25 protein-coding genes are annotated in these 25502 nt (G+C 66.7%); 13 read left to right on the top strand and 12 right to left on the bottom strand.

From position 1 onward, the window contains the following. Positions 1-271 precede the first annotated feature (271 nt). Together Q0627_RS11315 and Q0627_RS11310 are read left to right on the top strand one after the other, a co-directional pair. Complete coding sequence (locus tag Q0627_RS11315) at positions 272-703, top strand: hypothetical protein (RefSeq protein ID WP_291011863.1); 432 nt, start codon at positions 272-274, stop codon at positions 701-703. 5 nt (positions 704-708) lie between these two features. Beyond that, entirely contained in the window at positions 709-852 is a 144-nt protein-coding gene (locus tag Q0627_RS11310; protein WP_291011865.1) for a hypothetical protein, read from the top strand. A gap of 527 nt (positions 853-1379) precedes the next feature. Here Q0627_RS11310 and Q0627_RS11305 read toward each other — a convergent pair. Further along, on the bottom strand, positions 1380-2648 hold the full coding sequence (locus Q0627_RS11305) for a class I SAM-dependent RNA methyltransferase (RefSeq protein ID WP_291011868.1): 1269 nt from the start codon (positions 2646-2648) through the stop codon (positions 1380-1382). Between the two features lies 1 nt (position 2649). Further along, a complete protein-coding gene (locus tag Q0627_RS11300) occupies positions 2650-4659 on the bottom strand; it encodes an APC family permease (RefSeq protein WP_291011871.1) in 2010 nt (669 codons plus the stop codon). 133 nt (positions 4660-4792) lie between these two features. Here Q0627_RS11300 and Q0627_RS11295 point away from each other — a divergent pair, with 133 nt between their 5' ends. Both Q0627_RS11295 and Q0627_RS11290 read left to right on the top strand, forming a co-directional pair. Then, positions 4793-5458, top strand: a complete 666-nt coding sequence (locus Q0627_RS11295; RefSeq protein ID WP_298809882.1) for a TrkA family potassium uptake protein — start codon at positions 4793-4795, stop codon at positions 5456-5458. A gap of 32 nt (positions 5459-5490) precedes the next feature. Further along, the gene (locus Q0627_RS11290; RefSeq protein WP_291011875.1) at positions 5491-6153 is read left to right on the top strand and encodes a TrkA family potassium uptake protein; all 663 of its coding nucleotides are present in this window, start codon (positions 5491-5493) and stop codon (positions 6151-6153) included. A gap of 19 nt (positions 6154-6172) precedes the next feature. On the opposite strand, the gene Q0627_RS11285 is transcribed toward Q0627_RS11290, so the two are convergent. Then, on the bottom strand, positions 6173-6859 hold the full coding sequence (locus tag Q0627_RS11285) for a DUF3159 domain-containing protein (protein ID WP_291011879.1): 687 nt from the start codon (positions 6857-6859) through the stop codon (positions 6173-6175). Continuing rightward, positions 6843-7217 (bottom strand): OB-fold nucleic acid binding domain-containing protein, encoded by a 375-nt coding sequence (locus Q0627_RS11280; protein WP_291011882.1) that lies wholly within the window; start codon positions 7215-7217, stop codon positions 6843-6845. Before Q0627_RS11280 ends, Q0627_RS11285 begins: the two co-directional genes overlap by 17 nt. A 114-nt stretch (positions 7218-7331) precedes the next feature. Between Q0627_RS11280 and Q0627_RS11275 the strand changes: the two genes are divergently transcribed. Then, positions 7332-8093, top strand: coding sequence for an alpha/beta hydrolase (locus tag Q0627_RS11275; protein ID WP_291011885.1), 762 nt, complete (start codon positions 7332-7334; stop codon positions 8091-8093). Between the two features lies 1 nt (position 8094). On the opposite strand, the gene Q0627_RS11270 is transcribed toward Q0627_RS11275, so the two are convergent. After that, positions 8095-8970 carry a DUF3710 domain-containing protein gene (locus tag Q0627_RS11270; RefSeq protein ID WP_291011888.1) on the bottom strand — a complete coding sequence of 292 codons (876 nt, stop codon included), beginning with the start codon at positions 8968-8970 and terminating at the stop codon, positions 8095-8097. A 112-nt stretch (positions 8971-9082) separates the two neighbouring features. Then, on the bottom strand, positions 9083-9550 hold the full coding sequence (dut, locus tag Q0627_RS11265) for a dUTP diphosphatase (protein WP_291011891.1): 468 nt from the start codon (positions 9548-9550) through the stop codon (positions 9083-9085). A 45-nt stretch (positions 9551-9595) separates the two neighbouring features. On the opposite strand from dut, the gene Q0627_RS11260 reads away from it, so the two are divergent. After that, positions 9596-10138, top strand: a complete 543-nt coding sequence (locus Q0627_RS11260; protein WP_291011894.1) for a DUF3093 domain-containing protein — start codon at positions 9596-9598, stop codon at positions 10136-10138. A 23-nt stretch (positions 10139-10161) separates the two neighbouring features. Here Q0627_RS11260 and Q0627_RS11255 read toward each other — a convergent pair whose 3' ends face one another. Continuing rightward, positions 10162-10461 carry a DUF4193 domain-containing protein gene (locus Q0627_RS11255; RefSeq protein ID WP_291011897.1) on the bottom strand — a complete coding sequence of 100 codons (300 nt, stop codon included), beginning with the start codon at positions 10459-10461 and terminating at the stop codon, positions 10162-10164. A 509-nt stretch (positions 10462-10970) separates the two neighbouring features. Between Q0627_RS11255 and cei the strand changes: the two genes are divergently transcribed. Then, on the top strand, positions 10971-11705 hold the full coding sequence (gene cei, locus Q0627_RS11250; RefSeq protein ID WP_291011900.1) for an envelope integrity protein Cei: 735 nt from the start codon (positions 10971-10973) through the stop codon (positions 11703-11705). Here the strand turns inward: cei and Q0627_RS11245 are convergent. Beyond that, positions 11687-12631, bottom strand: a complete 945-nt coding sequence (locus Q0627_RS11245) for an inositol monophosphatase family protein (RefSeq protein WP_291011903.1) — start codon at positions 12629-12631, stop codon at positions 11687-11689. The two genes, cei and Q0627_RS11245, sit on opposite strands and share 19 nt — an antisense overlap. A gap of 213 nt (positions 12632-12844) precedes the next feature. On the opposite strand from Q0627_RS11245, the gene ppgK reads away from it, so the two are divergent. From ppgK to Q0627_RS11230, 3 genes are all read left to right on the top strand, one after another. Beyond that, a complete protein-coding gene (gene ppgK / locus Q0627_RS11240) occupies positions 12845-13645 on the top strand; it encodes a polyphosphate--glucose phosphotransferase (RefSeq protein WP_291011905.1) in 801 nt (266 codons plus the stop codon). Between the two features lie 169 nt (positions 13646-13814). Then, positions 13815-15302, top strand: coding sequence for an RNA polymerase sigma factor (locus Q0627_RS11235; protein ID WP_291011907.1), 1488 nt, complete (start codon positions 13815-13817; stop codon positions 15300-15302). A 232-nt stretch (positions 15303-15534) separates the two neighbouring features. Then, positions 15535-15741 (top strand): hypothetical protein, encoded by a 207-nt coding sequence (locus Q0627_RS11230; RefSeq protein WP_291011909.1) that lies wholly within the window; start codon positions 15535-15537, stop codon positions 15739-15741. Positions 15742-15833: 92 nt separating this feature from the next. Here the strand turns inward: Q0627_RS11230 and Q0627_RS11225 are convergent, their stop codons facing one another. Beyond that, on the bottom strand, positions 15834-17510 hold the full coding sequence (locus Q0627_RS11225; protein WP_291011942.1) for a DEAD/DEAH box helicase: 1677 nt from the start codon (positions 17508-17510) through the stop codon (positions 15834-15836). Between the two features lie 379 nt (positions 17511-17889). On the opposite strand from Q0627_RS11225, the gene Q0627_RS11220 reads away from it, so the two are divergent. After that, complete coding sequence (locus Q0627_RS11220; protein WP_291011945.1) at positions 17890-18891, top strand: YihY/virulence factor BrkB family protein; 1002 nt, start codon at positions 17890-17892, stop codon at positions 18889-18891. 19 nt (positions 18892-18910) lie between these two features. Here the strand turns inward: Q0627_RS11220 and Q0627_RS11215 are convergent, their stop codons facing one another. Next, on the bottom strand, positions 18911-19168 hold the full coding sequence (locus tag Q0627_RS11215) for a DUF3039 domain-containing protein (RefSeq protein WP_291011911.1): 258 nt from the start codon (positions 19166-19168) through the stop codon (positions 18911-18913). Between the two features lie 168 nt (positions 19169-19336). On the opposite strand from Q0627_RS11215, the gene Q0627_RS11210 reads away from it, so the two are divergent. Beyond that, complete coding sequence (locus Q0627_RS11210; protein WP_291011914.1) at positions 19337-19726, top strand: DUF3099 domain-containing protein; 390 nt, start codon at positions 19337-19339, stop codon at positions 19724-19726. Between the two features lie 145 nt (positions 19727-19871). Beyond that, on the top strand, positions 19872-20900 hold the full coding sequence (locus Q0627_RS11205; protein ID WP_291011917.1) for a sigma-70 family RNA polymerase sigma factor: 1029 nt from the start codon (positions 19872-19874) through the stop codon (positions 20898-20900). A 127-nt stretch (positions 20901-21027) separates the two neighbouring features. Here the strand turns inward: Q0627_RS11205 and Q0627_RS11200 are convergent, their stop codons facing one another. Together Q0627_RS11200 and Q0627_RS11195 are read right to left on the bottom strand one after the other, a co-directional pair. Then, positions 21028-24066: a GNAT family N-acetyltransferase gene (locus tag Q0627_RS11200; RefSeq protein ID WP_298809867.1), complete on the bottom strand. Its 3039-nt coding sequence runs from the start codon at positions 24064-24066 to the stop codon at positions 21028-21030. Next, on the bottom strand, positions 24035-25303 hold the full coding sequence (locus Q0627_RS11195) for an acetoin utilization protein AcuC (protein ID WP_291011933.1): 1269 nt from the start codon (positions 25301-25303) through the stop codon (positions 24035-24037). Before Q0627_RS11195 ends, Q0627_RS11200 begins: the two co-directional genes overlap by 32 nt. Positions 25304-25502: the final 199 nt, after the last annotated feature.

Raw genomic sequence — 25502 nt, 5'->3', positions numbered from 1 at the left:
CACCAAAACCGCAGGTCACCGACATGAAAATCGCTAAGTCCGGCTGTAGTACTAGTTGAGAATTACTTAGGTTAACAACCTATATACGGCTCGTGCCTCACTTCGCTCGGACACGTTTTTGGTGTAGATGATCCCCCGTGTTGGGCTCTTCGTTGTTCAATTCGCACCAGTATGACTGCCCCCGAAATTGGTGGCTAGTCCCATACTGCTATCGCATATAGCCTGGTAACAGATTGATCGATGATGTACTCAAACCAGAGGAGACGTCGCTATGAGTAAGCCACATAAGTATGCGAACTCGCATATCAAGATCGACACAAGGCTGTCGGCCGACCGGATCGCTGAATTGACGAAGTCAGTCGGCGAGAACACTGCGGCAGTAGGATTGAACACCTGGCGAGCAGCCATCCGGTTCGAAGGGGCAGAGCTCGGCAGAACCAACTTCTCGATCCGGGGAATCGGTAACTTCTCGGAGATGATCGCTTTCCATGTGAACATCGTTGATACACCTACCGGTAGCACGGCGCGTAGCGAGATCGAGAACTACAAGACGACCCAGCAGACCGTCATGTTCATACCGGTGACGCCGAAGGATATGGTCGGCTATTCGGCATATCGGAAATTCATGAACAAGCTGTCCGAAGCTGTCTTGGCGGAGGATTCCGCTGCACGGATCTCCATTGTCGAACGCGAAGGGAGGTAGCAATCGTGGCCACACTCATCATTGCGATCATTCTCATCTGCACCGCCCTAGGCATCTGGGGAACGATCAGCTTCTGGACGGACGGCGCATACAAGCGCAACCGGCCGGATCAAGACCTGTCGGGATTCCGCCGCGACGGAGATGGGTGAACCTGTAGTCGTCACGATCGAACGCAGCTCAAGGAAGAAGGAGTGGGAAACAATGAACAGTAAATTGCGACAATTCTCGATTGCTATCGCCTGTGTGATGGCAATCGGATTCGGTGCACTACTGGGCGGTGGAACAGCCAGTGCCGCGAAACAGGTAGGCGACCTCTCGCAGTTTGGACACATAACGCCATACTGCAGAGCAACGGCATTTGGCTACCTCGGGTTACGAGAAGCAATCAGTGCCTCGCCGAGCAGTGCAACCAATCCGTACTCATGGCTATGTCGTGCATATCTCAATGCCAGAACTAAGTCGATCGACATGAACGCCGTATGCCGGTACTACTACGGATCAGGCACCTACGCAGTGGTGACAAATCCCAACTGGGCGTGGGATTCGTGGAAGTGCTACCGATAGGCCCTGCACCCTGGCTGCCACGCGAATAATCGATCTGTAACGACGAAGACTCCGTCTTTTGTAGCGCTCAGCGACACAAAAGACGGAGTTTCCGGTTGGATCCGGGGGTTGGCTAGCGAGTCAGGCAGGCGATGGCCTCGACGTGGTGGGTGCCGGGGAACGCGTCGAACGCGCGTAGCGAGCGCAGGTGGTAGCCGTGGGCGGTGAGGAAGCCGAGGTCGCGGGCGAAGCGGCCGATGTCGCAGGCGATGTACACCACCGTGTGCGGGCCGGCGGCGGCGACCGTGTCGATGACCGCGCGGCCGGCTCCCGTTCGTGGTGGATCGAGCACGACGATCCCCGGTTTCGGCAGGTCGGCCGCCGTCGCGGCGACGTCTCCCTGATACACCACCAGGCGCGGGTCTTCGGCGAACGTGGCGCAGGCGGCGCCGATCGCGCCGGCATCGGAATCGACCACGTGCACCTGCGCGGCCGATTCATCGAGCAGTGCGCCGGCGTAGATTCCGGCACCGCCGTACAGGTCCCACGCCACCGCGTCCCGCATGTCACCGGCAACCATCTCGACGACCGTGCGGGCGTAGGCGGCCGGTGCGGCGCGGTGTGCCTGCCAGAAACCGTTGACACCGATCCGCCATGTTCGTTCACCGACACGATGGGTGACCTGATCGTCGCCCTCGACCATCGTGATCGGGCGGGCCGCCGCCCTCATCCGGCGGGTGCGCTGCACGTGTCGCCGGTCGGCCCTGCTGCCCAGAACCGGTTCCGGGGGCGCGATCTCGGCTATGTGTCTGCCGTCGGCACCGGCGACCGCGACGATCTCGGAGCCCGGCCTGAAACGTAGTTCGCCGAGACCGGTCAGTAGCCCGTCGACCGGCGCCGAGCACTCGTGTCCGACGATCACCGAGCTCGCGTGCCAGGCGTGCACCCCAGCCCGCCCCTGGTCGTCGGCGAACAGCCGGGTGCGTACCCGCCAGCCCGCCCCATCAGGACCGAGCGCCTGTACGCCGTCGGCGAAGAATCCCGACTCCTCCAATTGCGGGTCCGTCAGCGACCCGATCCGGCGCAGGACGTCGGCGGTCACTCCGGTCTTGAGCCGCCTTCCTGCGACAGGCTCGACGAACGACAGGTCGCAGCATCCGCCACCGTGTGCTGCGGCCGGGCACGCCGGTGGCACCCGATCATCCGACGGTTCGACGATCTCCTCGGCCACGGCCCGCCAGAAGCGGTCGTTGCTGCGGTCAACGATCCGTACGCGCACCCGCTCCCCCGGCAACGCACCCCGGACGAACACCACCCGGCCGTCGAACCTTCCCACGGCCTCACCGCCGTTGGCCATCCCAGAGGTGACCAGCTCCGCGTCCACCACATCCACATCAGTCATGTCAGCGCCGTTCGGTCCCATCCATGCCCCGGCGGGTGTCGCCGGGGCCGTACACAGTCAGATCACGATTCTTGCGGCGGTCCGACGAATCGAGCTGCCACGGCACCGACGTGACCATCACTCCCCGCTCGTAGAGCAGCCGGGTCTTGAGGCGCAACGCGGACTGGTTGTGCAGCGTCTGCTCCCACCAGTGCCCGACCACGTATTCGGGGATGAACACGGTGACCACATCCCGGGGCGACTCGCGCCGGACCCGGCGCACATAGTCGAGCACCGGCCGGGTGATCTCCCGGTAGGGCGAGGCGATCACCTTCAGCGGTATCTCGATCTCGCTGGCCTCCCACAGCGACACCAGGGTCCGGGTGGAGCGGTCATCGACGTTCACGGTGATCGCTTCCAGCATGTCCGGCCGGGTGGCGCGGGCGTACCGGACCGCGCGACGGGTGGCCAGATTGAGCCCGGACACCAGCACGATCGAGTGGGTGCGGCTCGGCAGCACCGCGCTCTCGTCGTCGCGGTCCAGTTCTTCCTGCACACTCGCATAGTGCGAATGGATCAGTTTCATCAGCACGAACACCGCCACCATCAACACGATCGCGATCCACGCTCCGGCGGTGAACTTGGTGATCAGCACCACCACCAGCACGATCGCCGTCATCACCAGCCCGACGGAGTTGACGATCCGCGACTGGAACATCCGTTTGCGGGACTGCGGATCGGTTTCGGTGCGCAGCAGGCGGGTCCAGTGCCGGACCATCCCCGTCTGACTCAGGGTGAACGAAACGAACACGCCCACGATGTAAAGCTGGATCAGCACCGTCACCTCGGCGCCGAACGAGATCACGAAGATCATCGCGGCGATCGCCAGGAACAGGATGCCGTTGCTGAATGCCAGACGATCGCCGCGGGTGTGCATCTGCCGTGGCAGGTACCGGTCCTGCGCCAGTACCGAGGCCAGCAGCGGGAACCCGTTGAAGGCAGTGTTGGCCGCCAGGATCAGGATCAGTGCCGTTGCCGCCGCCACGAAATAGAACGCCGGTGATCCTTCGCCGAACACAGCCAGCGACAATTGCGCGATCATCGACTTCTGGTGATAGTTCTCCGGTGCACCGACCAGGTCGTTCGCCGGGTCCATCACGTACTTGGCGCCGATCTCCTGTGCCAGTACCACGATGCCGAGCAGCAATGTGATGGAGAATGCGCCGAGCATCATCAAGGTGGCCGCGGCGTTACGCGACTTCGGTTTCCGGAACGCGGGCACCCCGTTGCTGATCGCCTCGACCCCAGTGAGCGCGGCACAGCCCGACGAGAAGGCGCGCGCGATCAGGAACACGAACGCGATTCCCGCGAGGTGGCTGTCCTCGGCCTTGAGCCCGAACTCGCTGGTCTCGGCGGTCACATCGCGATCGAGGACGAAGATCTCCACGAAGCCCCAGATCAGCATCGCGCCCACGCCCACGATGAAGGCGTAGGTCGGGATCGCCAGTACCGCACCCGATTCCCTGATGCCGCGCAGGTTGACCGCCGTCAGCACGGCGATCGCGGCGACGCTGAACCACACCTTGTGTTCGTGGACGAACGGGAATGCCGACCCGATGTTCTCGGCGGCCGAGGCTATCGACACCGCGACAGTCAGCACATAGTCGACGAGCAACGCACTGCCGACAGTGAGCCCCGCGTTCGCACCCAGGTTCACGTTCGCGATCTCGTAGTCGCCGCCGCCCGACGGGTAGGCGTGCACATTCTGCCGGTAGCTGGCGACGACGACGACCATCACCACCGCCACCGCCACCGCCACCCACGGCGTGAAGGTCAGCGCACTGACCCCGGCCACCGAGAGGACCAGGAAGATCTCCTGAGGCGCGTAGGCGACAGAGGACATCGCGTCCGAGGCGAACACCGGCAACGCGATGCGTTTGGGCAGCAGCGTGTGGTTGAGCTTGTCGCTGCGAAAAGGCTGTCCGAGCAGCAGCCGCTTTATCGCGACGGACACCTTGGACACACTGGACACCACGCCACACTAGGCCGTGCCCCTCGCAAAGACCACCACGCCACCCCCACACGCGCCGAACCCGCCGTCCGCCCTCCCCGGACGTCGGTTCACGGGGTACGTTGAGCAGCGTCATGCGTGGAAAGGACGCCTCGTGCGCGTAGTCATCATGGGATGCGGCAGGGTCGGCTCGTCGGTGGCCATGTCGATGCACCGCCGCGGCCACGAGGTGTCGATCATCGACCGCGACCCGGCGTCGTTCATCCGCCTCGACCGGCAGTTCGACGGGGTCAAGGTGGTGGGGGTCGGATTCGACCGTGACGTTCTCGTGCGGGCCGGTATCGAGACGGCCGACGCCTTCGCCGCGGTGTCCTCCGGCGACAACTCCAACATCATCGCCGCCCGCGTCGCCCGCGAAACGTTCGGTGTCGAGCGGGTCGTCGCACGCATCTACGACGCCCGCCGCGCCGAAGTGTATGAGCGCCTCGGCATCCCTACCGTCGCGACCGTGCCCTGGACCACCGAGCGTTTCGTGTCGGCACTCGATGAGACGGCGAACACCGCCGAATGGCGCGATCCGTCCGGCACCCTCGGCATGGCCCGTATCGACGTGGACGAGTCGTGGATCGGTACCACCGTGGGCCGCTTCCAGGAACAGACCGGGGCCCGAATCGCCTTCATCAGCCGGGTGGGCCGGGTGATCCTGCCCGACGTCCGAACGGTCATCCAGCAGGATGATCAGGTGTATGCGGCTGTGCTGCTGGACAATCTGGTCAACGCCAGGACGCTGGCCGCCGGGCCCGCGCCGGCACGAGACTGACAAGCGCACCAGACTGATAAGGAGGCCGCACCGTGAAGGTCGCCATCGCCGGAGCAGGCGCCGTGGGCCGCTCGATCGCCCGTGAGCTGCTCTCCAGCGCACACGAGGTCACCCTGTTCGAACGCCTCGCCGCGCACATCGACACCACCGCCGTCCCCGACGCCGCCTGGGTCCTCGGTGATGCGTGCGAGCTGAGCAACCTCGAACGCGCCCAACTGCATCTGTTCGACGTGATGATCGCCGCGACCGGCGACGACAAGGCCAACCTGGTGGTCAGCCTGCTCGCCAAGACGGAGTTCGCCGTCAACCGGGTGGTGGCCCGGGTCAACGATCCACGCAACGAGTGGCTCTTCGGCGAGGACTGGGGGGTCGATGTCGCGGTGTCCACGCCCCGGCTGCTGGCCTCCCTCGTCGAGGAAGCCGTGTCGGTGGGTGACCTGGTGCGGCTGATGACGTTCCGTCAGGGGCAGGCGAATCTGGTCGAGCTGACGCTGCCCCCGAACACCCCCCTCGCCGGCAAACCCGTCCGCAAGCTGGTGTTGCCACGGGATGCGGCACTCGTGGCGATCCTGCGGGGACGGCGGGTCATCGTGCCGCAATCCGACGACTCGATCGAAGGCGGCGACGAACTGGTGTTCATCGCGCCCGAGGAGGCCGAGGACGATCTGTTCGCCGCCATGCAGGTGGCGCACTGATCACGCGGTACCGGACAGCTCACTCGGTACCGGATCGGTCATCGAGGAGCTCTGATCGAGTGGCGCGCCGCACCAGGTAGACGGTGACGACCGCCGCGAGCGCGGTCAGCGGCCAGCCCATACCGATCCGTGCCGCCGCGAGCCACCCGGTGTGGTCACTGTCGTAGAGGGCCGACTGCGTCAGATACCGCGCACCGAAGACGACCGCCCAGCATGCGGTGGCCAGATCGTAGGCACGCAGCACAGCCCGGTTCCGGCGCCATGCGGTGCCCTCGCCGGTCACCAGATGCCAGGCGACGCCGATCAGCGGCCAACGCACCAGAATCGAGACCACGCACGCGACGGCGTAGGCGAGCATCGACCAGATACCGAACAGGAAGTAACCCTTGGCGTCGCCGGTGCGGTGCGCGATGAACGCGCAGATAGCGACGCCGAGCAGTCCCGACACGGCCGGCATGAGTCCTTCGCGCCGGATCAGCCGGATCCCGAACACGACCAGCGCCGCCGCGAGCGCCGCGCCGATGGCCACGCCGAGCCCGCCGATGGAGTTCGCGGGCACGAACACCGCGACCGGCACCGTCGAATAGATCAGGCCCGATACCCCGCCCATCTGCTCGAGCAGCGTCGGTTCGGTTCTTGCTGTTTCGGCTTCTGCTGGTTCGGGTGCGTCCGGTTCGGATGCGCCGGGGTCAGTCGTCGGCGCCATACAACTCGTAGTACGGGTTGTAGATCACCTTGCTGCCGTCGAGGTCGGCGATCCTGCCGCGCACCGTCACGGTACGACCCGGCTCGATGCCCGGGATCCGGTTGCGGCCGAGCCATTTGAGGATCACGGTGTCACTGCCGTCGAAGAATTCGGCCTTCACGCCCGCCTTCGCTGTGCGCGAACACGTTTCGACCGACCGCAGCTCACCGTGCATCGTCACTTCGTCACCCCGGCAACACTCCGATGCCCGCTGACCGCCACGGGCCCGGGACGCGCGGGAGATGCGTTCGGTCTCGACGTCGCCGAGATCCTCGGTCAACCGACGGGTCAGCCTCTTGAGATAACCGGGCGTCGTCATTCTGTCTCCAAGCACCACTGGCGATTCGCGTGGTGACCGCTCCCGCGAGCCACCTGATTTCCGTCACTGTAGACCCCCACCCACGCCGGTTCCAACGCCGGGCATCATCGATACATGCCCATGGGATCCGAGTTGTCCTCCAGTTCACCTACGCCATATCCCACAGCCCTGGTGGTGATGCCCGGCACCGGCTCCGACGCCGACTACGTGACGCGCGCGTTCGGTCCCGCGGCAGCCGAACTCGGCGTCGAACTGATCGCCTCGGAGCCGGCCGACGACCTCATCGCCGGGCATCTGGCGGTTCTCGATGACGCCGCCCGCACACACCGATCCGTCCTGGCCGGAGGCGTGTCGATCGGGGCGGCTCTGGCGGTGCGGTGGGCGCTGGCGCAGCGGCGTTCAACCGGTGACCAGGGACAGTGCGCGGGCGTCCTGGCCGCACTGCCACCGTGGTGCGGTAACGACCAGTACGCGCCGGCCCGGGCGTCGGCCACCGCCACCGCCGACGCGATCCGGGACACCGGTCTGACCGCGACGATCGCCGCGATGCGCGCGTCGTCGCCGTCGTGGCTCGCCGACGAACTGACCCGCTCGTGGAGCGCGTTCGGCGACCGGCTCGAGGCACAGCTTCGGCAGGCGGCGGCATTCGTATGTCCGCGGATGGACGAGATCGCCGGTTTGACTGCGCCGCTGGCGATCACCGCATCCCTCGACGACCCGATCCACCCCTTGCGGGTGTCGCACGAATGGCGGGCGGCGGCGCCCCGGGCCGCTGTGGCCGAGCTGCCGCTCACCCGATGGGGCATCGATCCACCCCTCCTGGGGACCACGACGGCCCGTACCTGGGCTGCGTTGTGGTCGGATCGGAGCAGCTGAATCAGCGTGCGCGGCGCCAGCGCCGCAGCCGTTGCATCGCCGACCCCGCCGACGGAGGAGGACCGCTCGCGGCATCCTCGTCGTCCTCGTCCTCGGGATCGTCGTAGGTCGCAGGATCGTCGTCGAAATCCTCGTCGTCGGGGGTCACCAGAGTCGCCTGCGCCAGCTGATCGAGCGCACCGCCGTCGTGCTCTTCGGCACTGTCCTGGTGGGGCCCCTGCTCATCAGGCGCACGCTCATCGGTTTCATGCCCGGCGAGATGCTCGAATCCTGGTTCGCCGGCTTCGGCTCGTTCCTGCTGCGCCGCGGCCACCTGCGCGGCGAGCACCTCGGGGAGCTCGATCGGCAGCGGCTCGCGCGGCGGATAGGGGTCGTTCCCGCGTCGCACAACCGATTCCGCGAGCACCGCGCGCGCGAGCTGGCTCAACGGTTCGGTCGCCTCGGTCGGGCCGAGCGCCACGCACCTGATCAGCCAGCGGGGGCCGTCGACCCCGATGAACCGGTGCACTGTACCCGGCACCTCGGCGACCACTTCCCGGCCCCAATGGCCGTCTTCGATGGAGGTGGTCGCACCGCTGTCGCGCAGGGATTCGGCGAGCTCGCGAACCACCTCACGCCAGGTTCCCGGCGTCTTGGGGGCGGCGAACGCGGCCACACCGATGCGCCCGAACGGTGTCTCCAGATATACCGCCTCGGGCTGGTGGTCGGCGGTCATCTCGACGGTCACCTGGCCGCCTTCGACGACCGGTACCAGCACCGACCCCAGATCGAGATGCGAATTCTGCAACTCGGCAAGGGATGTCGCCAACGCGTCGATATCGTAGGGACCTGCGGCCTGCCCGATCTTCAACCCCTGGTTCGCGTTCTGCCGAGCCATTTTCGGCGCCTCCTTGCGTACGTTGTCGACCGATCGGCTGATCCGTCATGAAGGGTAGTCCACCCGGACCCGCCGGCGGGGCGACGCGGCCGATACCGGACCAGAGGGCAGCTCAGCCCCCGAGCGCGGCATGACCACCGCTGGAACCGTATCCGCCGCTGCCGCGGCTGGTATCGCCGAGGTCCTCGACCTCGGTGAACTCGGGCAACTCGACGCGCTGGACGACGAGCTGGGCGATGCGGTCACCCCGCGCGATCGTGATCGGGGTGTCGGGATCGTGGTTGATCAGGCACACCTTGATCTCGCCGCGGTACCCGGCGTCGATGGTGCCGGGGGTGTTCACGATCGAAAGCCCGGTTCGCGCCGCCAGACCCGACCGCGGATGGATCAGACCCACCATGCCCACCGGGATGGCGACCGCCACGCCCGTTCCGACGAGCCCGCGCCGTCCGGGCGCCAGTTCCAGGTCGACGGCCGAGTAGAGGTCAACGCCGGCGTCACCGGGATGTGCCCGGGTCGGCATCGGCAGGTCGGGGTCCAGACGCCGGAGCGATATAACGGGTGTGGGTTCTGCGGTCACGGACCGCAGACTACCCGCCCGCCGCAGCCGACTAGGCTGGTCGGCGTGGCAGCACCCCAATCATCGAACAGTTCGTCGTCCGCTCCGGCATCCGGGTCCGGCGAATCCGCGTCCGGTCGGCCCGACCGCTATGAGGAACGTCTCACCGTTCCGTGGTGGTGGTGGGCGGCCGGTGCGGTCGTGACCGGTGTCCTCGGCTACGAGATCCAGCTGTCTGCGCACAAGTCCGCGTGGAGTGCCGCCGGATATGTGGTGGTCGGGATTCTCGTGGCTGTGCTGCTGTGGTCGGTCGGCCGCACCCGGGTGGCGGTGACCGCCGACGGTGAGCTCGTGGCGGACAAGGCACGATTGCCTCGTGAGGTGATCGCGCGCGGGGCTACGGTGGCGGCCACGGCCAAGTCGGCGGCTTTGGGCCGCCAGCTCGACCCCGCTGCATACCTGATGCACCGGGCGTGGGTCAAGACGATGGTGTTGCTGGTGCTCGATGACCCCGACGACCCGACGCCCTACTGGCTGGTGTCCACCAGGCATCCCGATCGGGTGCTGGCGGCCCTGAACATCGACGATGCCGCCGCCTCACGGGACTGACGGCAGCAGGCCTGCGGTGCTGCTCAGGCGCAGTCCACGCACACCATCGACGTGCCGTTCTGGCGTGCGAGCCGGCTGCGATGGTAGACGAGAAAGCAGCTCGTGCAGGTGAACTCGTCGGCCTGCTTGGGGATGACGCGGACCGACAGTTCCTCACCGGACAGGTCCGCACCCGGAAGCTCGAACGATTCGGCGGTGTCGCTCTCGTCGACGTCGACGGACGAGGACTGTGCCTCGCTGCGCCGGGCTTTCAGTTCTTCGAGCGAATCCTCGTTGAGGTCTTCGCTTTCGGTTCGACGTGGGGCGTCGTAGTCAGTAGCCATTGTGTGCCTTACCTTTTTTCAGCGTTGAGGGCGCTTTACTCGGCCCGGCTTGTGACCGGACACCGAAAGCAAGCGCCGCCCCGTCCGGAGATATTCCGGACGGTGGCCGGGCAACGAGCGAACCCTGCCGCGATCAGCGGCGAAGCGGCGGCGCGCGATGCACCGCCACTCAAGCAATCCCGCACTTCGTCCCCGAACCTGTACGTACGTCAGTGAAAATCTGGATGTTTGCCGTGTCAACTCGGCCCCGTTCCCGACTGCTCAGGTATCCCGGGCGCCCGAAGCTTAGTGTAAGGACCTCCGATAAGTCAACGACGAAAAACTCGGCGTGTTGCACGCGCATCACCGTACCGATCCCCGCCGGTTATACCAGCCGGTCGCGCCGGGCCGGGTACCAAGGTCCCACGCCGGTGGGGCCTGGCCGCTCGAGACCGGCCGACCCTCTAGAGTGGGCCCAGTCACGCGGCTATCGAGCAGTCACGCGGCAATCGAGAGGAGCGGCGTCCACGGTGGTGTCCCATATCGCGCCCGGTTCGACGACCGACCGGGCAGGCCGGCCGTACCGGCGGCGGCGCAAAGAACCGGTCCTGATCACCGTCACGATCCTCGCCGCCATCGCTGTCGTCGTGTGGTGCGTCGCCGCGGTCAGATCCGGCGACGACGCCACGCCCACCGCATGCAATAGTCCGCTGCCCGTGCCCACCTCGGTGGCGGCCGCGCCGACCGCTGGGCAATCCACTGCGAACACCACGGCCGTGAAACCCACGACTGCCGCCCCACCGTCGCTGACGGTGGTCGCCAACAGCGAGATGGAGTCCATCGCGCCCGCCGCACTGTCGAGTTTTCAGGTGCGGGTCCTGAACGCGTCCGGTCAGCGTGGCGCGGCCAGGTCCGTCTCCGACGACCTCACCGCGCAGGGATTCACCCCGGCCGCCGACACCGCGTACGCCGACGATCCGGTGTACGTCGGGCAGGACCTCGACTGTGTCGCGCAGATACGGTTCGGACCGGCGGGCAAGAGCGGTGCCGCAGCTGTGTGGCTGGCGATTCCGTGCGCGCAACTCGTCGACGACGGTCGGCGCGGAACGGTCGTCGATGTCGCACTGGGCACCTACTACGAGTCGCGCGAGCTGTCCCAGGATGCGCAGGCGGCGCTGGAGGCGCTACGACTGGCCAATCCCAAGGATCCGTCGACCGGCGCCGATCCCGGGCTGGTCAGCGCCGTTCACAAGCAATCGTGCTGACCCTCGGGTATCGCATCCAGTCCTCCCAGGTCCTCGATGAGGGTCAGGAACTGCTGCGCGATACCCGGCGCGACCGCGATGGTGGGCACGCCGTCGGCCGAGCGTGAATCGGCCGTGGGCAGCCGGACGACGGCCCCGGCCTCGGCTGCGATCAATCCGCCCGCGGCCCAGTCCCAGGGATTGAGTCCGTGCTCGAAATGTGCGTCGACACGACCGCTGGCCACCATGCACAGGTCCAGCGCCGCGGCGCCGATCCGCCGGATGTCACGGATGTGGGGCAGCAGCCTGCCGACGAGTTCGCCTTGTGCGCGGCGCCTGCCCTGGTCGTAGGCGAATCCGCTGGCCACCAAAGCCAGTCCCACATCGGTGACGGCTGCGCACCCGAGCCGCTGTGGTACGGCCCCCTGACCACCCGGCCGGGCGTGGGCGCCGTGGCCCCGCGCCGCCGAGTACGTGATGCCCGCCGCGACGTCCACGACGGCTCCGGCCACCGATTCACCACCGATCTGGGCGGCGACCGAAACCGCGTACGCGGGGATGCCGTAGAGGTAGTTCACGGTGCCGTCGATGGGATCGACGACCCAACGCACCCCGTCGGGGACCTCGACGCTGCCGCCGCGCTCCTCACCCAGAACGTCGTCGCCGGGCCGCAGTTCGTGCAGGTGCGCCCTGATCAGGGCTTCACTCTCGGTGTCGGCGAGCGTCACCGGGTCCGTCGGCGTCGATTTCGTTCCCACCGCCGCCGGTGACTCCCGGCCGTCGGCGGTGGGCGCCGGACCTGAGCCGAACGCCGCGAACAGTTCGGGCCGCCGGGATCGCACATGGTCGGCCGCCAGCTCGGCGACGGCGATGGCCACTCGCTCGAGTTCGGCAGGAGAGGCGGCTGTATCCGAGCGGTGGGACTGGGTGGAGTTCACGACCACCATGTCAGCACATCGGCACACCGGCCACAGTGGTCGGGCACACATCGGCGCACCCGGAACCGAACACCCGGCCCGGTCGAGCCGGTACCGGTAATGTTCGGCTCTCCGCCGCCCCAAGACGGGCCCGATGACCTAGCCTGAGGAACGACACGACCGATCCGTCCGGCCGACCGCGAACGACTGTCTCGGGTGACGCCTGCCACGAAAGGGCCGACCATGACCGAGTCCCCCACCCCTGCCATCTCCGATGCCGCGTCCGCGCGCGCGCCGATATCCGGTGGCAATCTCGGCTTCGGGGTCGATGTCGGCGGTTCGGGAACCAAAGGCGGCATCGTCGATCTCGACACCGGTCTGCTCGTGGGTGAGCGTTTCAAGGTCCTGACGCCGCAGCCGGCCTCACCCGATGCGGTCGCCGGAGCGGTCGCCGAGGTGGTCGCGCATTTCGACTGGCAGGGCCCGGTCGGGGTGACACTGCCGGGTGTGGTCACCGAGGGGGTGATGCGCACCGCTGCCAACATCGACAAGGGCTGGATCGGTACCGATGTCTACGACCTGTTCAGCAGACATCTCGGCGGCCGCAAGATCGCCGCACTCAACGACGCCGACGCCGCCGGTCTGGCCGAGGACCGATTCGGGGCGGGCAGGGACGTCACGGGAGTGGTCATGCTGCTGACCTTCGGCACCGGGATCGGGTCGGCGCTCATGGTAGATGGCACGCTGGTACCGAATACCGAGCTCGGCCACCTGACGGTCGGCGGCAAGGAGGCCGAGCATCAGGCGTCCTCGAAGGTGAAGGAGGACAACGACCTGTCGTATGAGGCGTGGGCGGCGAAGGTGAGCGATGTACTGGTCGCGTACGAGAATCTGTTCTGGCCCAAGCTGTTCATCGCCGGTGGCGGTATCAGCCGCAAGGCACACAAGTGGGTTCCGCTGCTCACCAATCGCACGCCCGTGGTGCCGGCGACACTGCGTAACAGCGCGGGCATCGTCGGAGCGGCGATGGCGGTCGCCGACTGAGCCCCTGCGGTGACCACCCAACCGGCCCTGACCAGGCAAGTGATACTGTCGGCGGTCGGTTGTCGTTACAATGTCCCGTATCGGCTTCAAGCGCCGAGAATTCAAGCCCTGTTCAGCGGCGGACCGAGTCTGCCGCGACATTTGCGTGAGTCAGCTCGAAAGGTTGTACGTGACAGCCACCAATGCCCCTGTGGGTGATACCACTACCGCTGTGGGTGATCCCACGGTCGCCGACGACGCGACGACAGTGGACGCCCCCGCCGCTGCCAAGAAGGTCGCGAAGAAGGCCCCGGCCAAGAAGGCCCCGGCACGTAAGGCCCCCGCCAAGAAGGCGGCAGCCAAGAAGACCGTGAAGAAGGCTCCGGCCAAGAGGATCGCGAAGAAGACCGCGGCCAAGGCCACCTCCGCGGAGGGGGCCGGCGACGATCTGGACGCCGATCCCGAGTCGATCGACGATCTCGACGCACCCGACGATGATCTCGAAGACGTCGACATCGACGACACCGACATCGAGGTCGACGACACCGACGACGAGGACGACTCCGACGACGAGGACCAGGACGACACGCAGGAGGACCCGTCCGAGGCGAAGGTCCCGGCCGCGGGAACCACCACTCCGGCCAAGCGGACCGCCAAGGCGTCGACGAGTTCGGACTCGAGCAAGTCCGGTGATTTCGTCTGGGACGAGGACGAGTCCGAAGCTCTGCGGCAGGCACGCAAAGACGCGGAGCTGACCGCATCTGCCGACTCCGTGCGCGCCTACCTCAAGCAGATCGGCAAAGTGGCGCTGCTCAACGCCGAAGAAGAGGTCGAGCTGGCCAAGCGTATCGAGGCCGGCCTGTACGCCACCGAATGCCTGCGCCGCATCATGGAATCGGGCGAGAAGCTCGGCACGGCGCAGAAGCGGGACCTCAACTGGGTCTCGCGCGACGGCAATCGCGCCAAGAACCACCTCCTCGAAGCCAACCTCCGACTCGTCGTGTCGCTGGCCAAGCGTTACACCGGCCGCGGCATGGCCTTCCTCGACCTCATCCAGGAAGGCAACCTGGGCCTGATCCGTGCGGTCGAGAAGTTCGACTACACCAAGGGCTACAAGTTCTCCACGTACGCCACCTGGTGGATCCGTCAGGCGATCACCCGTGCGATGGCCGACCAGGCCCGCACAATCCGTATCCCGGTCCACATGGTGGAGGTCATCAACAAGCTGGGCCGCATCCAGCGTGAGCTGCTGCAGGATCTGGGCCGCGAGCCCACTCCCGAGGAGCTCGCCAAGGAGATGGACATCACGCCCGAGAAGGTGCTGGAGATCCAGCAGTACGCTCGCGAGCCCATCTCGCTGGATCAGACCATCGGTGACGAAGGCGATTCGCAGCTCGGCGACTTCATCGAGGACTCCGAGGCCGTGGTGGCCGTCGACGCGGTCAGCTTCACCCTGCTGCAGGATCAGCTGCAGTCGGTCCTGGAGACCCTGTCCGAGCGTGAGGCCGGCGTGGTACGGCTGCGTTTCGGCCTGACCGACGGTCAGCCCCGCACTCTCGACGAGATCGGGCAGGTGTACGGCGTCACCCGTGAACGGATCCGGCAGATCGAGTCGAAGACGATGTCCAAGCTGCGTCACCCGTCTCGTTCCCAGGTGCTGCGCGACTATCTGGACTGATCATCCGGATGAATGATCTCAGGGGTCGGGACCGGTAGCGCCGCTCGCCGTGTGACACCGGTGTGACCTGCATGTTTCCACGAAATGATGTGTTGTAGATGACACACCTAAAACGTGCGCGGAACAATACGTGGACGCCGAACGTCTGACAGAGTGAGGGAAGTACATCAGACCCGATGTACCGGCTCACGAAGGGCGGGCAACGAGTTGCCGACCCGGGACGGAGGAAGAAATGTCCGACATCACCATGACACCCCCGATCTCCATGCCTCTGACGGCTGTTGACAGGTGCGACCGCTGCGGTGCTGCCGCCAAGGTCCGCGCCATCCTGCCCGCAGGTGGTGAGCTGCTGTTCTGCCGGCATCACTACAACAGCCACGAGGCCCGTCTGGCCGAGCTCAGCGCCATTGTCGAGGATTCCGCCGCAGAGCTCGTCTGATCCCGCCCCCGATCGCACAAGGGTGCCCCGGCCGATACGGCCGGGGCACCCTTGTCACCGGAGTTCTTGTCACCCGGAGTTCGTGTCCCGAGTCACCACTGTCGCAGTGCCGCAATGCGTTCGCGCAACTGGTCGGCCGTCGCCATCGCAGTGGGCGGACCACCGAGCCGCGACCGCAGCTCCTTGTGGACCATGCCGTGTGGCTTACCCGTGCGGTGATGATGCAATGCGACCAGACTGTTGAGTTCCTTACGCAGTGCATGCAGATTCTCACCGGTCGTCGCCGCGGGTTCACGTTCAGGCGGGGCGGCGGTGTCGGTGCTGCGTCGGGTGACCTGCTCGTGCTGACGTCTGCTGAGTAGCGTGCGGACCTGGTCGGCGTCGAGCAGGCCGGGCAGTCCGAGGTAGTCCGATTCCTCGTCGCTGCCGGCGAAGGTGGCGGTGCCGAACGAGGATCCGTCGAAGATCACCTGATCCAGTTCGGCATCGGCGTGCAACGACTCGAACGACTTCTCGTCCTCCCCCGGCTCATCCTTCTGCCTGTTCGCATCGCTGATCAGCTCGTCGTCGAGACCGTCGCTCTCGCGATGCGGTTTGCCCAGCACGTGATCACGCTGGGCTTCCATCTCGCTGGCCAGGTTCAGCAGCACCGGCACCGACGGCAGGAACACGCTGGCCGTCTCCCCGGGCCGGCGCGAGCGCACGAACCGGCCGATGGCCTGGGCGAAGTACAGCGGCGTCGACGCGCTGGTGGCGTAGACGCCCACCGCGAGCCGTGGCACGTCGACGCCTTCGGAGACCATACGGACCGCGACCATCCACTCGTCGTCGGAGGCCGCGAACTCGGCGATCCGGCCCGACGACTTCGGGTCGTCGGACAGGACGAGTACCGGTTTGCGTCCGGTGATCGATTCCAGGAGTTCTGCATAGTCGCGGGCATTGGTCTGGTCGGTGGCGATGACCAGCCCCCCGGCATCGGGTATGCCCGATTCACGCAGCCGGGTGAGCCGGGTGTGGGCGGCCTGCAGAACCGCCGGGATCCAATCACCGTGCGGGTCGAGCGCGGTGCGCCAGGCACGCGCGGTGTGCTCGGCCGACAGCGGCTCACCCAGGCGGGCGGTGAATTCCTCACCCGCGCTTGTCCGCCAGCTGGCCTGGCCGCTGTAGGCCAGGAACACCACGGGACGGACGACGCCGTCAGCGAGGGCGTCTGCGTAGCCGTACGTGTGGTCGGCACGCGAGCGGAGTACGCCGCCCTCCTCCGGTTCGTAGGTGACGAACGGGATCGGTGAATCATCCGAACGGAACGGTGTTCCGGTGAGCGCGAGCCTGCGGGTGGCGTCGGAGAACGCCTCCCTGATCGCCTCACCCCACGATTTGGCGTCGCCGCCGTGGTGGATCTCGTCCAGGATCACCAGCGTCCGGCGGTTCTCGGTCCGGACCCGGTGCCGGGACGGGTGGGCGGCGACCTGCGCGTAGGTGAGCGCGACGCCGTGATAGTCGGAGCTGGTCTGTCCGGTGGAGTTGCTGAACCGGGAATCGAGGGCGATTCCGACGCGGGCGGCGGCCTCGGCCCACTGGTGCTTGAGGTGTTCGGTGGGTGCGACGACGGTGACCGCCTCGACGGTGCGGTCATCGAGCAACTCCCGGGCGATCCGCAGCCCAAACGTCGTCTTACCGGCACCGGGCGTGGCGACCGCCAGGAAGTCGGTGGGCCTGGTCGCCAGGTACTTGGTGAGGGCGCGTCGCTGCCAGGCGCGGAGCCGGATTCCTGACGCACCTTCTGTCGCCGTAACCGTACCTGCGGCTGCCGAATGTGCTTGGCTCACGTCTTTGCCGACTCCTCACGAGACCTCCACCGGCCACGCGTGCTCGCACGGCCGGGAACCTAGACATGCTACCCCCGGAACCACCGGAAGCCCGGTGCGCGACAGCGTGCTCCAGGCCACTGTCCGAGGTGCCGACCGCGACACGCCGAGGCCGTGTAATCGACCCGGTCGCGTATTCATCGATGCGATCCGCCACGATAGGGACATCGCCACCCGACACCAACACCCGGCTCCGGTACCCGACGACGACGCTCCGTCGCCGGTCATATCAGGCCACCCCGATGCGACCAGAACGGACCAAGACACCGGCCAGGAGACGATCGGCGGGACCGGCACCGTCACGCCGGCCCGCCTTCCCGTGTTCGCGAACCTGCACAAGGTGGTGTGGCGCACGATCGTCAACGCATGGGACCACGGAATCGTCGGCTGGGCGGCGCAGGCCGCGTTCTGGCAGGCACTGTCGTTTCCACCGCTGCTGCTGGGACTGCTCGGCAGCGTCGGCTATGTGTCGAGCTGGTTCGGTGCCGACACGACCACGGTCATCTCCGACAGGATCATCTCACTGGCCGGGAAAGCGTTCTCGGAGAACGTGATGACCGACCTCATCACTCCGACGGTGGAGAACGTGCTCAGCAACGGCAAGGTGTCGCTGGTCTCCATCGGCTTCATCATGTCGCTGTGGGCGGGATCGTCGGCCGTGTCGTGCTATGTCGCGTCGATCGTGCGGGCCCACGACCAGCACGAGGTTCGTAATCCGGTCTGGCAGCGAATTTTCTCACTGCTGCTGTACGTGGCGTTCCTGGCCGTGTCGGTGGTGGTCCTCCCGCTCGTCGCGCTCGGGCCCACCTACTTGCGCCAGATCGTGCCGGACGAGTGGGATTCATGGGTCACCAGGCTCATCGACTACGGGTATTTCCCGGCTGTCGCGGTCCTGCTGATCGGAATGCTGACGACGCTCTATCATCTCTCGCTGCCCAACCCGCTGCCGTGGCACCGGCTGCTGTCCGGTGCGATCCTGGCGGCCGTGTTCTTCTGGGTGTCGAGTTCCATCCTTCGCGAATATCTCGCCACGATCACCAAGGCAGGGGTGTCCTACGGCGCCCTGGCCACCCCGATCGCGTTCCTGCTGTTCGCGTTCTTCCTGGGCTTCGCGATCGTGGGCGGCGCCGAACTGAACGCGGCGATCCAGTCGATGTGGCCGGCCAAACCGACCGCGTCCACTCAGGTCAGAGAATGGGTGAACTCGCAGACATCGGACATCACCGACCAGATCAAGACCCTGCCCGAGCGTTTCGGCAGCGGCCCGATCCGGCGGCGATAGACGCGAATGCTCCGCGCGTTCAATCCTTGCGCATCCGGTTGTAGATCTTCTTGCACTTGGGGCACACCGGCGATCCGGGCTTCGGCGATCGGGTCACCGGAAATGTCTCACCGCACAGCGCCACCACGTGGTTACCCATGACCGCGCTCTCGGCGATCTTGTTCTTCTTCACGTAGTGGAAGAACTTCGGAGTGTCGTCGTCGCCGCGGTCGGTGGCGTCGGTATCCGGGCGTTCCTTGATGTCGACGTCGGGGCGGTCGATTGTCTGCGTTCCCATGCGCACCATAGTAAATGCGCGGCTCGGCCGCGGGCCACGAGTAAGTACGCGGCTCGGCCGCGAGTAGGTGCGCGCTCGGCCGCGAGTAGGTGCGCGCTCGGCCACGGGATGGATGCGCCACGCACCCACCGGCTTGCGACTGCCGACGAATGCGCGGACAGTGGAGACATGGGCAACCAACGATCCGCCGATGCGTTCCTGATCACCGACGCCGAGGATTCGTTCGAGGCGCAGCACCGGGCCCGCGTGCGCAAATATCTGACCCTGATGGCGTTCCGGGCCCCGGCGCTGATCCTGGCCGCGATCGCCTACAGCGCCACCGGGTCGGGACTGCTCGCGCTGGGCATCGTGGTGCTGTCGATCCCCCTGCCGTGGGTGGCGGTGCTGATCGCCAACGACCGGCCGGCCCGCAAACGCGGTGAGGAACCGCACTATCTCTATGGTGCCGAACATCAAGTCATCGGCCCGCCCGAGATCGAGTCCGCCGACCGGGCGATCAGGCCCAGCACCACGATCGAGGGCACCTTCGTCGATGGTTCCCACGGCGGCGACTCTTAGTAACTTCTCAGCCGCCCAGACCGCAAGCTTCCGGAACGCCGCAGGTCACAATACTTTTTCACGATCGGGGTGACCGGCGGAGCCGGGAACTTTGCCGGCGGCGCGTCCGTTGAATCCTGTGAACGCACTCGATTCAGGAGGCCGAATGTCACGCTCGACAGTTGCACGCCCGGAAGTCGCCACCCACGCCACCACCGCCTCACCGGCGACACCATCGACCAGCACTCGCCCGCAGATGACCGAGCAGGATCTGGACGCGCAATCACCTGCCGCCGATCTCGTCCGCGTCTACCTCAACGGAATCGGTCGCACGGCACTGCTGAACGCCGAGCAGGAAGTCGAACTGGCCAAGCAGATCGAGGCGGGCCTGTACGCCAGGCACCTGCTCGACAGCGGCAAACGCATGACCGCGGCGAAGAAGCGGGATCTGGCCCTGATTGTTCGCGAGGGCGAGATCGCGCGCTCCCATCTGCTGGAAGCCAATCTGCGGCTCGTGGTGTCCCTGGCCAAGCGATACACCGGCCGGGGGATGCCGCTGCTCGATCTCATCCAGGAGGGCAACCTGGGTCTGATCCGCGCGATGGAGAAGTTCGACTATGCCAAGGGCTTCAAGTTCTCCACCTACGCCACCTGGTGGATCCGGCAGGCCATCACCCGCGGCATGGCCGATCAGAGTCGGACCATCCGCCTGCCCGTCCACCTCGTCGAGCAGGTCAACAAGATCGCCCGCGTCAAGCGGGAACTGCACCAGCAACTCGGCCGGGAGGCCACCGACGCGGAGATCTCCAACGAATCGGGCATCCCCGCCGAGAAGATCGCCGACCTGCTCGACCACAGCCGCGACCCGGTGAGTCTGGATATGCCCGTGGGCAACGACGAGGAGGCACCGCTCGGCGATTTCATCGAGGATGCCGAGGCGACGTCGGCGGAGAACGTGGTGATCTCGGGCCTGCTGCATTCGGACATCCGGGCCGTGCTCGCCACCCTCGACGAACGTGAACAGCAGGTGATCCGCATGCGGTACGGCCTTGACGACGGCCAGCCGCGCACCCTCGACCAGATCGGTCGCGCATTCGGCCTGTCCCGGGAACGTGTGCGGCAGATCGAGCGTGAGGTGATGGGCAAGCTGCGGCACGGCGATCGCGCCGAACGGCTGCGTGCCTACGCAAGCTGATCCCCGGCGGTGAGCGTTACCTGTCGGTGACTCCCCGCCGAACTATCAAACCTTTTTCGATCCGAGCCGCCACGGGGCCCAGCGCCCTGTGGCGGCTCGTGATTTCGGCCGGTTCGTCAGCCTTTGGTCACAGCCTGCGCGGCCCGCTGTCGTCACGTGTGGGCACTGGGCCCAGTACGACGTCCGCCGACAGCACCGCGGCCCCTTCCGACGACACGAGTATCGGGTCGATGGCCAGGCTCCGGATCTCCGCGTTGTCCTCACCGAGCGCGGACACCCGCACCAACAGGTCGGCGAGCGCGGCTGTGTCCACACCGCCGCCGTCACCGTCCCCGTGTACGAGTGCCGACGACCGCGGCTCGTGGAGCAGCTCATTGGCGTCGTACTCGGTCAACGGCATCGCCCGATAGCCACGGTCGCCTAGCAGCTCGAACGTCCGGCCCGACAACCCGTAGGAGATGACAGACCCGAACGACCGGTCGTCGCGGATCTCGATGACCGTGCCGATGCCCTTGGGCGCCATCTTCTGCACGTGCAGCACCGAATCACCGGTCAGCTCCGACAGTTCGGTGAACGCGGTGATCACTGCGGTGGCGTCGGGCAGGTCCAGACGCGCGCCCTCCCTGTCCAGCCGACCCCGCCACGACGACGACGTCGCCTTCACCGCGACCGGGAAACCGAGCTCACGGGCCGCGGCCGAGGCCTCGTGCATCGTGCTGACCTCCCGGAACGGCACCACGTGAATGCCGTACTTCTCCAGCAGCTGCTGCGCGGCGACCGGGTCCAGGCGCACGCTCGGCGGTTCACCACCATCGGCCTCGGGCAGGTCGGTGAGTGCCTCACGGACGAGTGTGCGGGCGCCCTCGTGGTCGATCCCGTCGGCCCGGACGGGTTCGACCTCCGGTCGCTCGCGCCAATTGGCGTACTGCCAGGCCCGCGCGAGCGCGGTCGCCGCCCGTTCCGGGCTCGGAAACGACGGTATCGACCCGAACACGGGCAACCCGTCCGGTCCCGGTTTCGTCAGGCCCGGCGGCACACCCTCGACGGCGAGGAAGGTCGACACGATCGGTTTGGGCGCGTCGGCGCCGGGCGTGCCGGCAGCGGCCATGAGGGCCCGGGCATGCCAGTCGGCGTCGACGGCGACCGGTGGCACGAACACGACGAGCACGGAGTCGACTCCGGGATCGGTCATCGCCTTGGTGACCGCATCCTCGAACGCGTCCTCGGACGCACCGGCCCCCAGGTCGACGGTGTCGGTGACCTCCAGCCCCAGCGCTCGCGCGGTCTCGGCCGCCAGACTGCCCAGGACCGAGGAGTTGCCGATGATCCGGGTGCGGGGGCCTCGCGGCAGCGGCTGGAACGCGAACAACGAGCCGCAGTCGAAGAGTTCATCGAGCGTGTCGACGCGCACGCCCCCCGCCTGCTCGAGCACCATCTGGGCGATCTCGTCATCGATACGTGCGGACTGGGAGCGGGCCGCCCGTACCGGCGACATCGCGTTGTTGGCGCGTTTGACCGCCACGATCGGCTTCGACCGTGACACCCGGCGCGCGATCCGCGAAAACTTGCGCGGGTTACCGAAACTCTCCAGGTACAGCAGCACCACATCGGTGGCCGTATCCGAGTCCCAGTACTGCAGCAGGTCGTTACCCGAGACATCGGCGCGGTTACCCGCCGACACGAACGTCGACAACCCGATCTGCCGCTGAGCCGCGGTGTCGAGAATGGTGATGCCGAGCGCGCCGGACTGGCAGAAGAACCCGACCCGGCCCGGTTGCGGGATCCGCGGTGCGAGAGTGGCGTTGAGCGCGATCTCGGGGTCGTTGTTGACCACTCCCAGCGCGTTGGGTCCGACCAGGCGCATCCCGTGTTCACGGACCTGCGCCACCAGCCGGTTCTCGCTTTCAAGACCTTCGGTGCCCGCGTCCCCGAATCCTGAGGTGACCACGACGAGGGTGCGCACACCCTTGACGAGGCAGTCGTCGAGAACCGCGTCGACCCGTGCGGCCGGGACGGCGACGACGGCCAGGTCGACCGGGTCGGGGATATCGCGCACGGTCGGATAGGCGCGGATGCCGCGGACCGCGGCCTGTCGTTTGCGTGAGCGGCGCGCCGGAGGTGTGTAGCTCGCACCCATCATCGCCGTCCACGACTTGGGCTTATTCTCCGTCTCCTCGCCGTCGTCGTCCTCGTCGGCGGGTGCCGGCCCGTTGACCGGGTAGACCGGCCCGGTGAACCCGGCGGCAACGATGTTGCTGAGCAGCGCGTTGCCGACCTTACGTGGGTCGGTGGAGGCACCGATGACCGCGACCGACATGGGCCGTAGGAGATTGGCGACGCTACGCGCCTCGGAGGCCCGTTCGCGGGCGTTGCGCACCGACGAGATGGCATCGGTGGGATCGATATCGAACTCGACGTGAACGGTGCTGCCGTCGAAGCTGCGCGAAAGCTGGTATCCGGCGTCGCGGAACACCGCGACCATGTTGGGGTTCTCGCTCAGTACCTCGGCCTCGAACTTGGTGAATCCGTTCTCGGCGGCCGCACCGGCGAGGTGTTCGAGCAGGACCGGGCCCAGGCCGCGGCCCTGATGTTCGTCGGCCACCACGAACGCGACCTCGGCGGCGTCGGGTCTGCCGTCGATGGCCAGTCCCTCGTAGACGCCCATCGCGATGATGTCGTCGGCCAGTACGGCCACGATCGCCACCCGGTTGTGGTGGTCGACCGTGGTCATCCGCGCCACCTCGCGTGCCGGCAGTCGCGGCGTGGGTCCGAAATACCGCATGTAGCGGGTGCGTTCGGACAGTCCCGCATGGAAGCGGACGAGCCGGTCGGCGTCGTCGGGCACGATCGGCCGCAGATGCACGACGCCACCGTCCGAGGCGAGGACGTCGGCGATCCAGTTCCGCGGATAGTCCCAGGGGCTTCGGCCCGATGAATCGGACTGCCCCTCGCCTGTGGATGTCCGGGATTCAGGTGTCTGGGGTTCTGTCACAGATTCGGGAGCGTCACGTTCGGGAGCCTGAGCTTCCGTAAGCTCGGTTTCCCGGTCGGCGGGTTGCGAAGACGGAGCCTGATCTGGTGCGTCGGCGGTTGCTGCCTGTTCGGGTTGACTATGCGGGTCGGTAGCCGACTGATCAGTCACGCGGGTCCTCCGGGTCGAGTCCATGTAGGGGGTAAACGGCACGCCTGGTGGCGAGGATTCCACGATCTGTCTGTCGCTGTGCGACTTCGGAGATTCCCTCGGGCGGCTCCTGGCCGGTGTCGCCGTCCCACGCCACGTAGTCGACGTTGCCACCATCGCCCATCGACTGCTCGGGCGCGCGCGCGTAGTCGGGATGGACTTCCGTGGCCACCGTCGCGGCCTGCATGTACCAGTCGTCGCCGACCTTCGTGTCGACGTCGACGTCGCGGTCCAGAACGGTGGCCAGCAGGTGCGTCCAGCTTCGCGGCACGACGTTGACCACACCGTAGCCGCCGCCGCCGACAGCGACCCAGCGCCCGTCCGCGTACGTGTCGGCGCAGTGCCGCAGCGCCTGCATCGCCGCGCGCTGGCCGTCGACGGTCAGCGCCAGATCGGTCAGCGGATCGGCGCGGTGGCTGTCGGCGCCGCACTGGGTGATCAGGATCTGCGGGCGGAACTGTTCGAGCAGCGACGGCACCACCGCGTGGAATGCCCGCAACCACAGCCGGTCACTCACCTCGGGCATCAGGGCCAGGTTGACGGCGGTGCCCTGGGCCTCGCCCGTACCTATCTCGGTGGGCCAGCCGGTACCGGGCCACAGCGTCGCCGGGTGCTGGTGCAGTGAGATGGTCAGCACTCGCGGATCGGAGACGAAGGCCGTTTCGACACCGTCGCCGTGGTGGGCGTCGATATCGATGTAGGCGACACGGTCGTAGCCGTTGTCGAGCAGCCATTGGATGGCCACGGAGCAGTCGTTGTAGATGCAGAAGCCTGCGGCATGCGACTTCATGGCGTGGTGCATGCCGCCGCCGATGTTCACCGCCCGTCGCACCGATCCCGACGACACCGCCTGCACTGCGGCCAGGGTGCCGCCGACCAGTAGCCGGCCGGCCTCGTGCATGCCGTTGAACACCGGATTGTCAGCGCTGCCGAGCCCGAACAGCCGCTCGAGCAGTTGCCCGGACAACGACGCGGTGCCCGACCCGACGGCACGGACGGCGTCGATGTAGTCCTGGCCGTGGATCACGGTCAGCGCCGAATCGTCGATGCGGCTGGGCGGGACCTCTTCGATCCCGTCGAGTACACCGAGGCCGCGGGCCAGCGACATGGTCAGGGCCAGCCTGACCGGGTTCATCGGATGCGTGTACGCCCACTTGTAGGCGAGGAAGTCCTCGCTCCAGATGACCGCTGCGCTGGGGTCTGATTCGGTGCCGCTCGTCACAGATTCAATCTAGTGGTGCGCGTCCGGAATTCGCGACCATTCGGCGACCCCGGCACCCGGGCCTCCCCGGAACCGGTGCCGGACACGCGAAGTGCCGATGATCTGAGGGGTCTTTCTACCCTGCTCAGGGTAGCCTTGATCGCAGACGAAGGGACTGCGCCACGTGAACGATCTTGTCGATACCACCGAGATGTATTTG

The sequence above is a fragment of the uncultured Gordonia sp. genome, from assembly GCF_937858515.1.
In the GTDB taxonomy this organism is placed as follows: domain Bacteria; phylum Actinomycetota; class Actinomycetes; order Mycobacteriales; family Mycobacteriaceae; genus Gordonia.
Note: the sequence above shows the minus strand (reverse complement) of the source record. Positions and strands in the feature narration are given on the sequence as shown.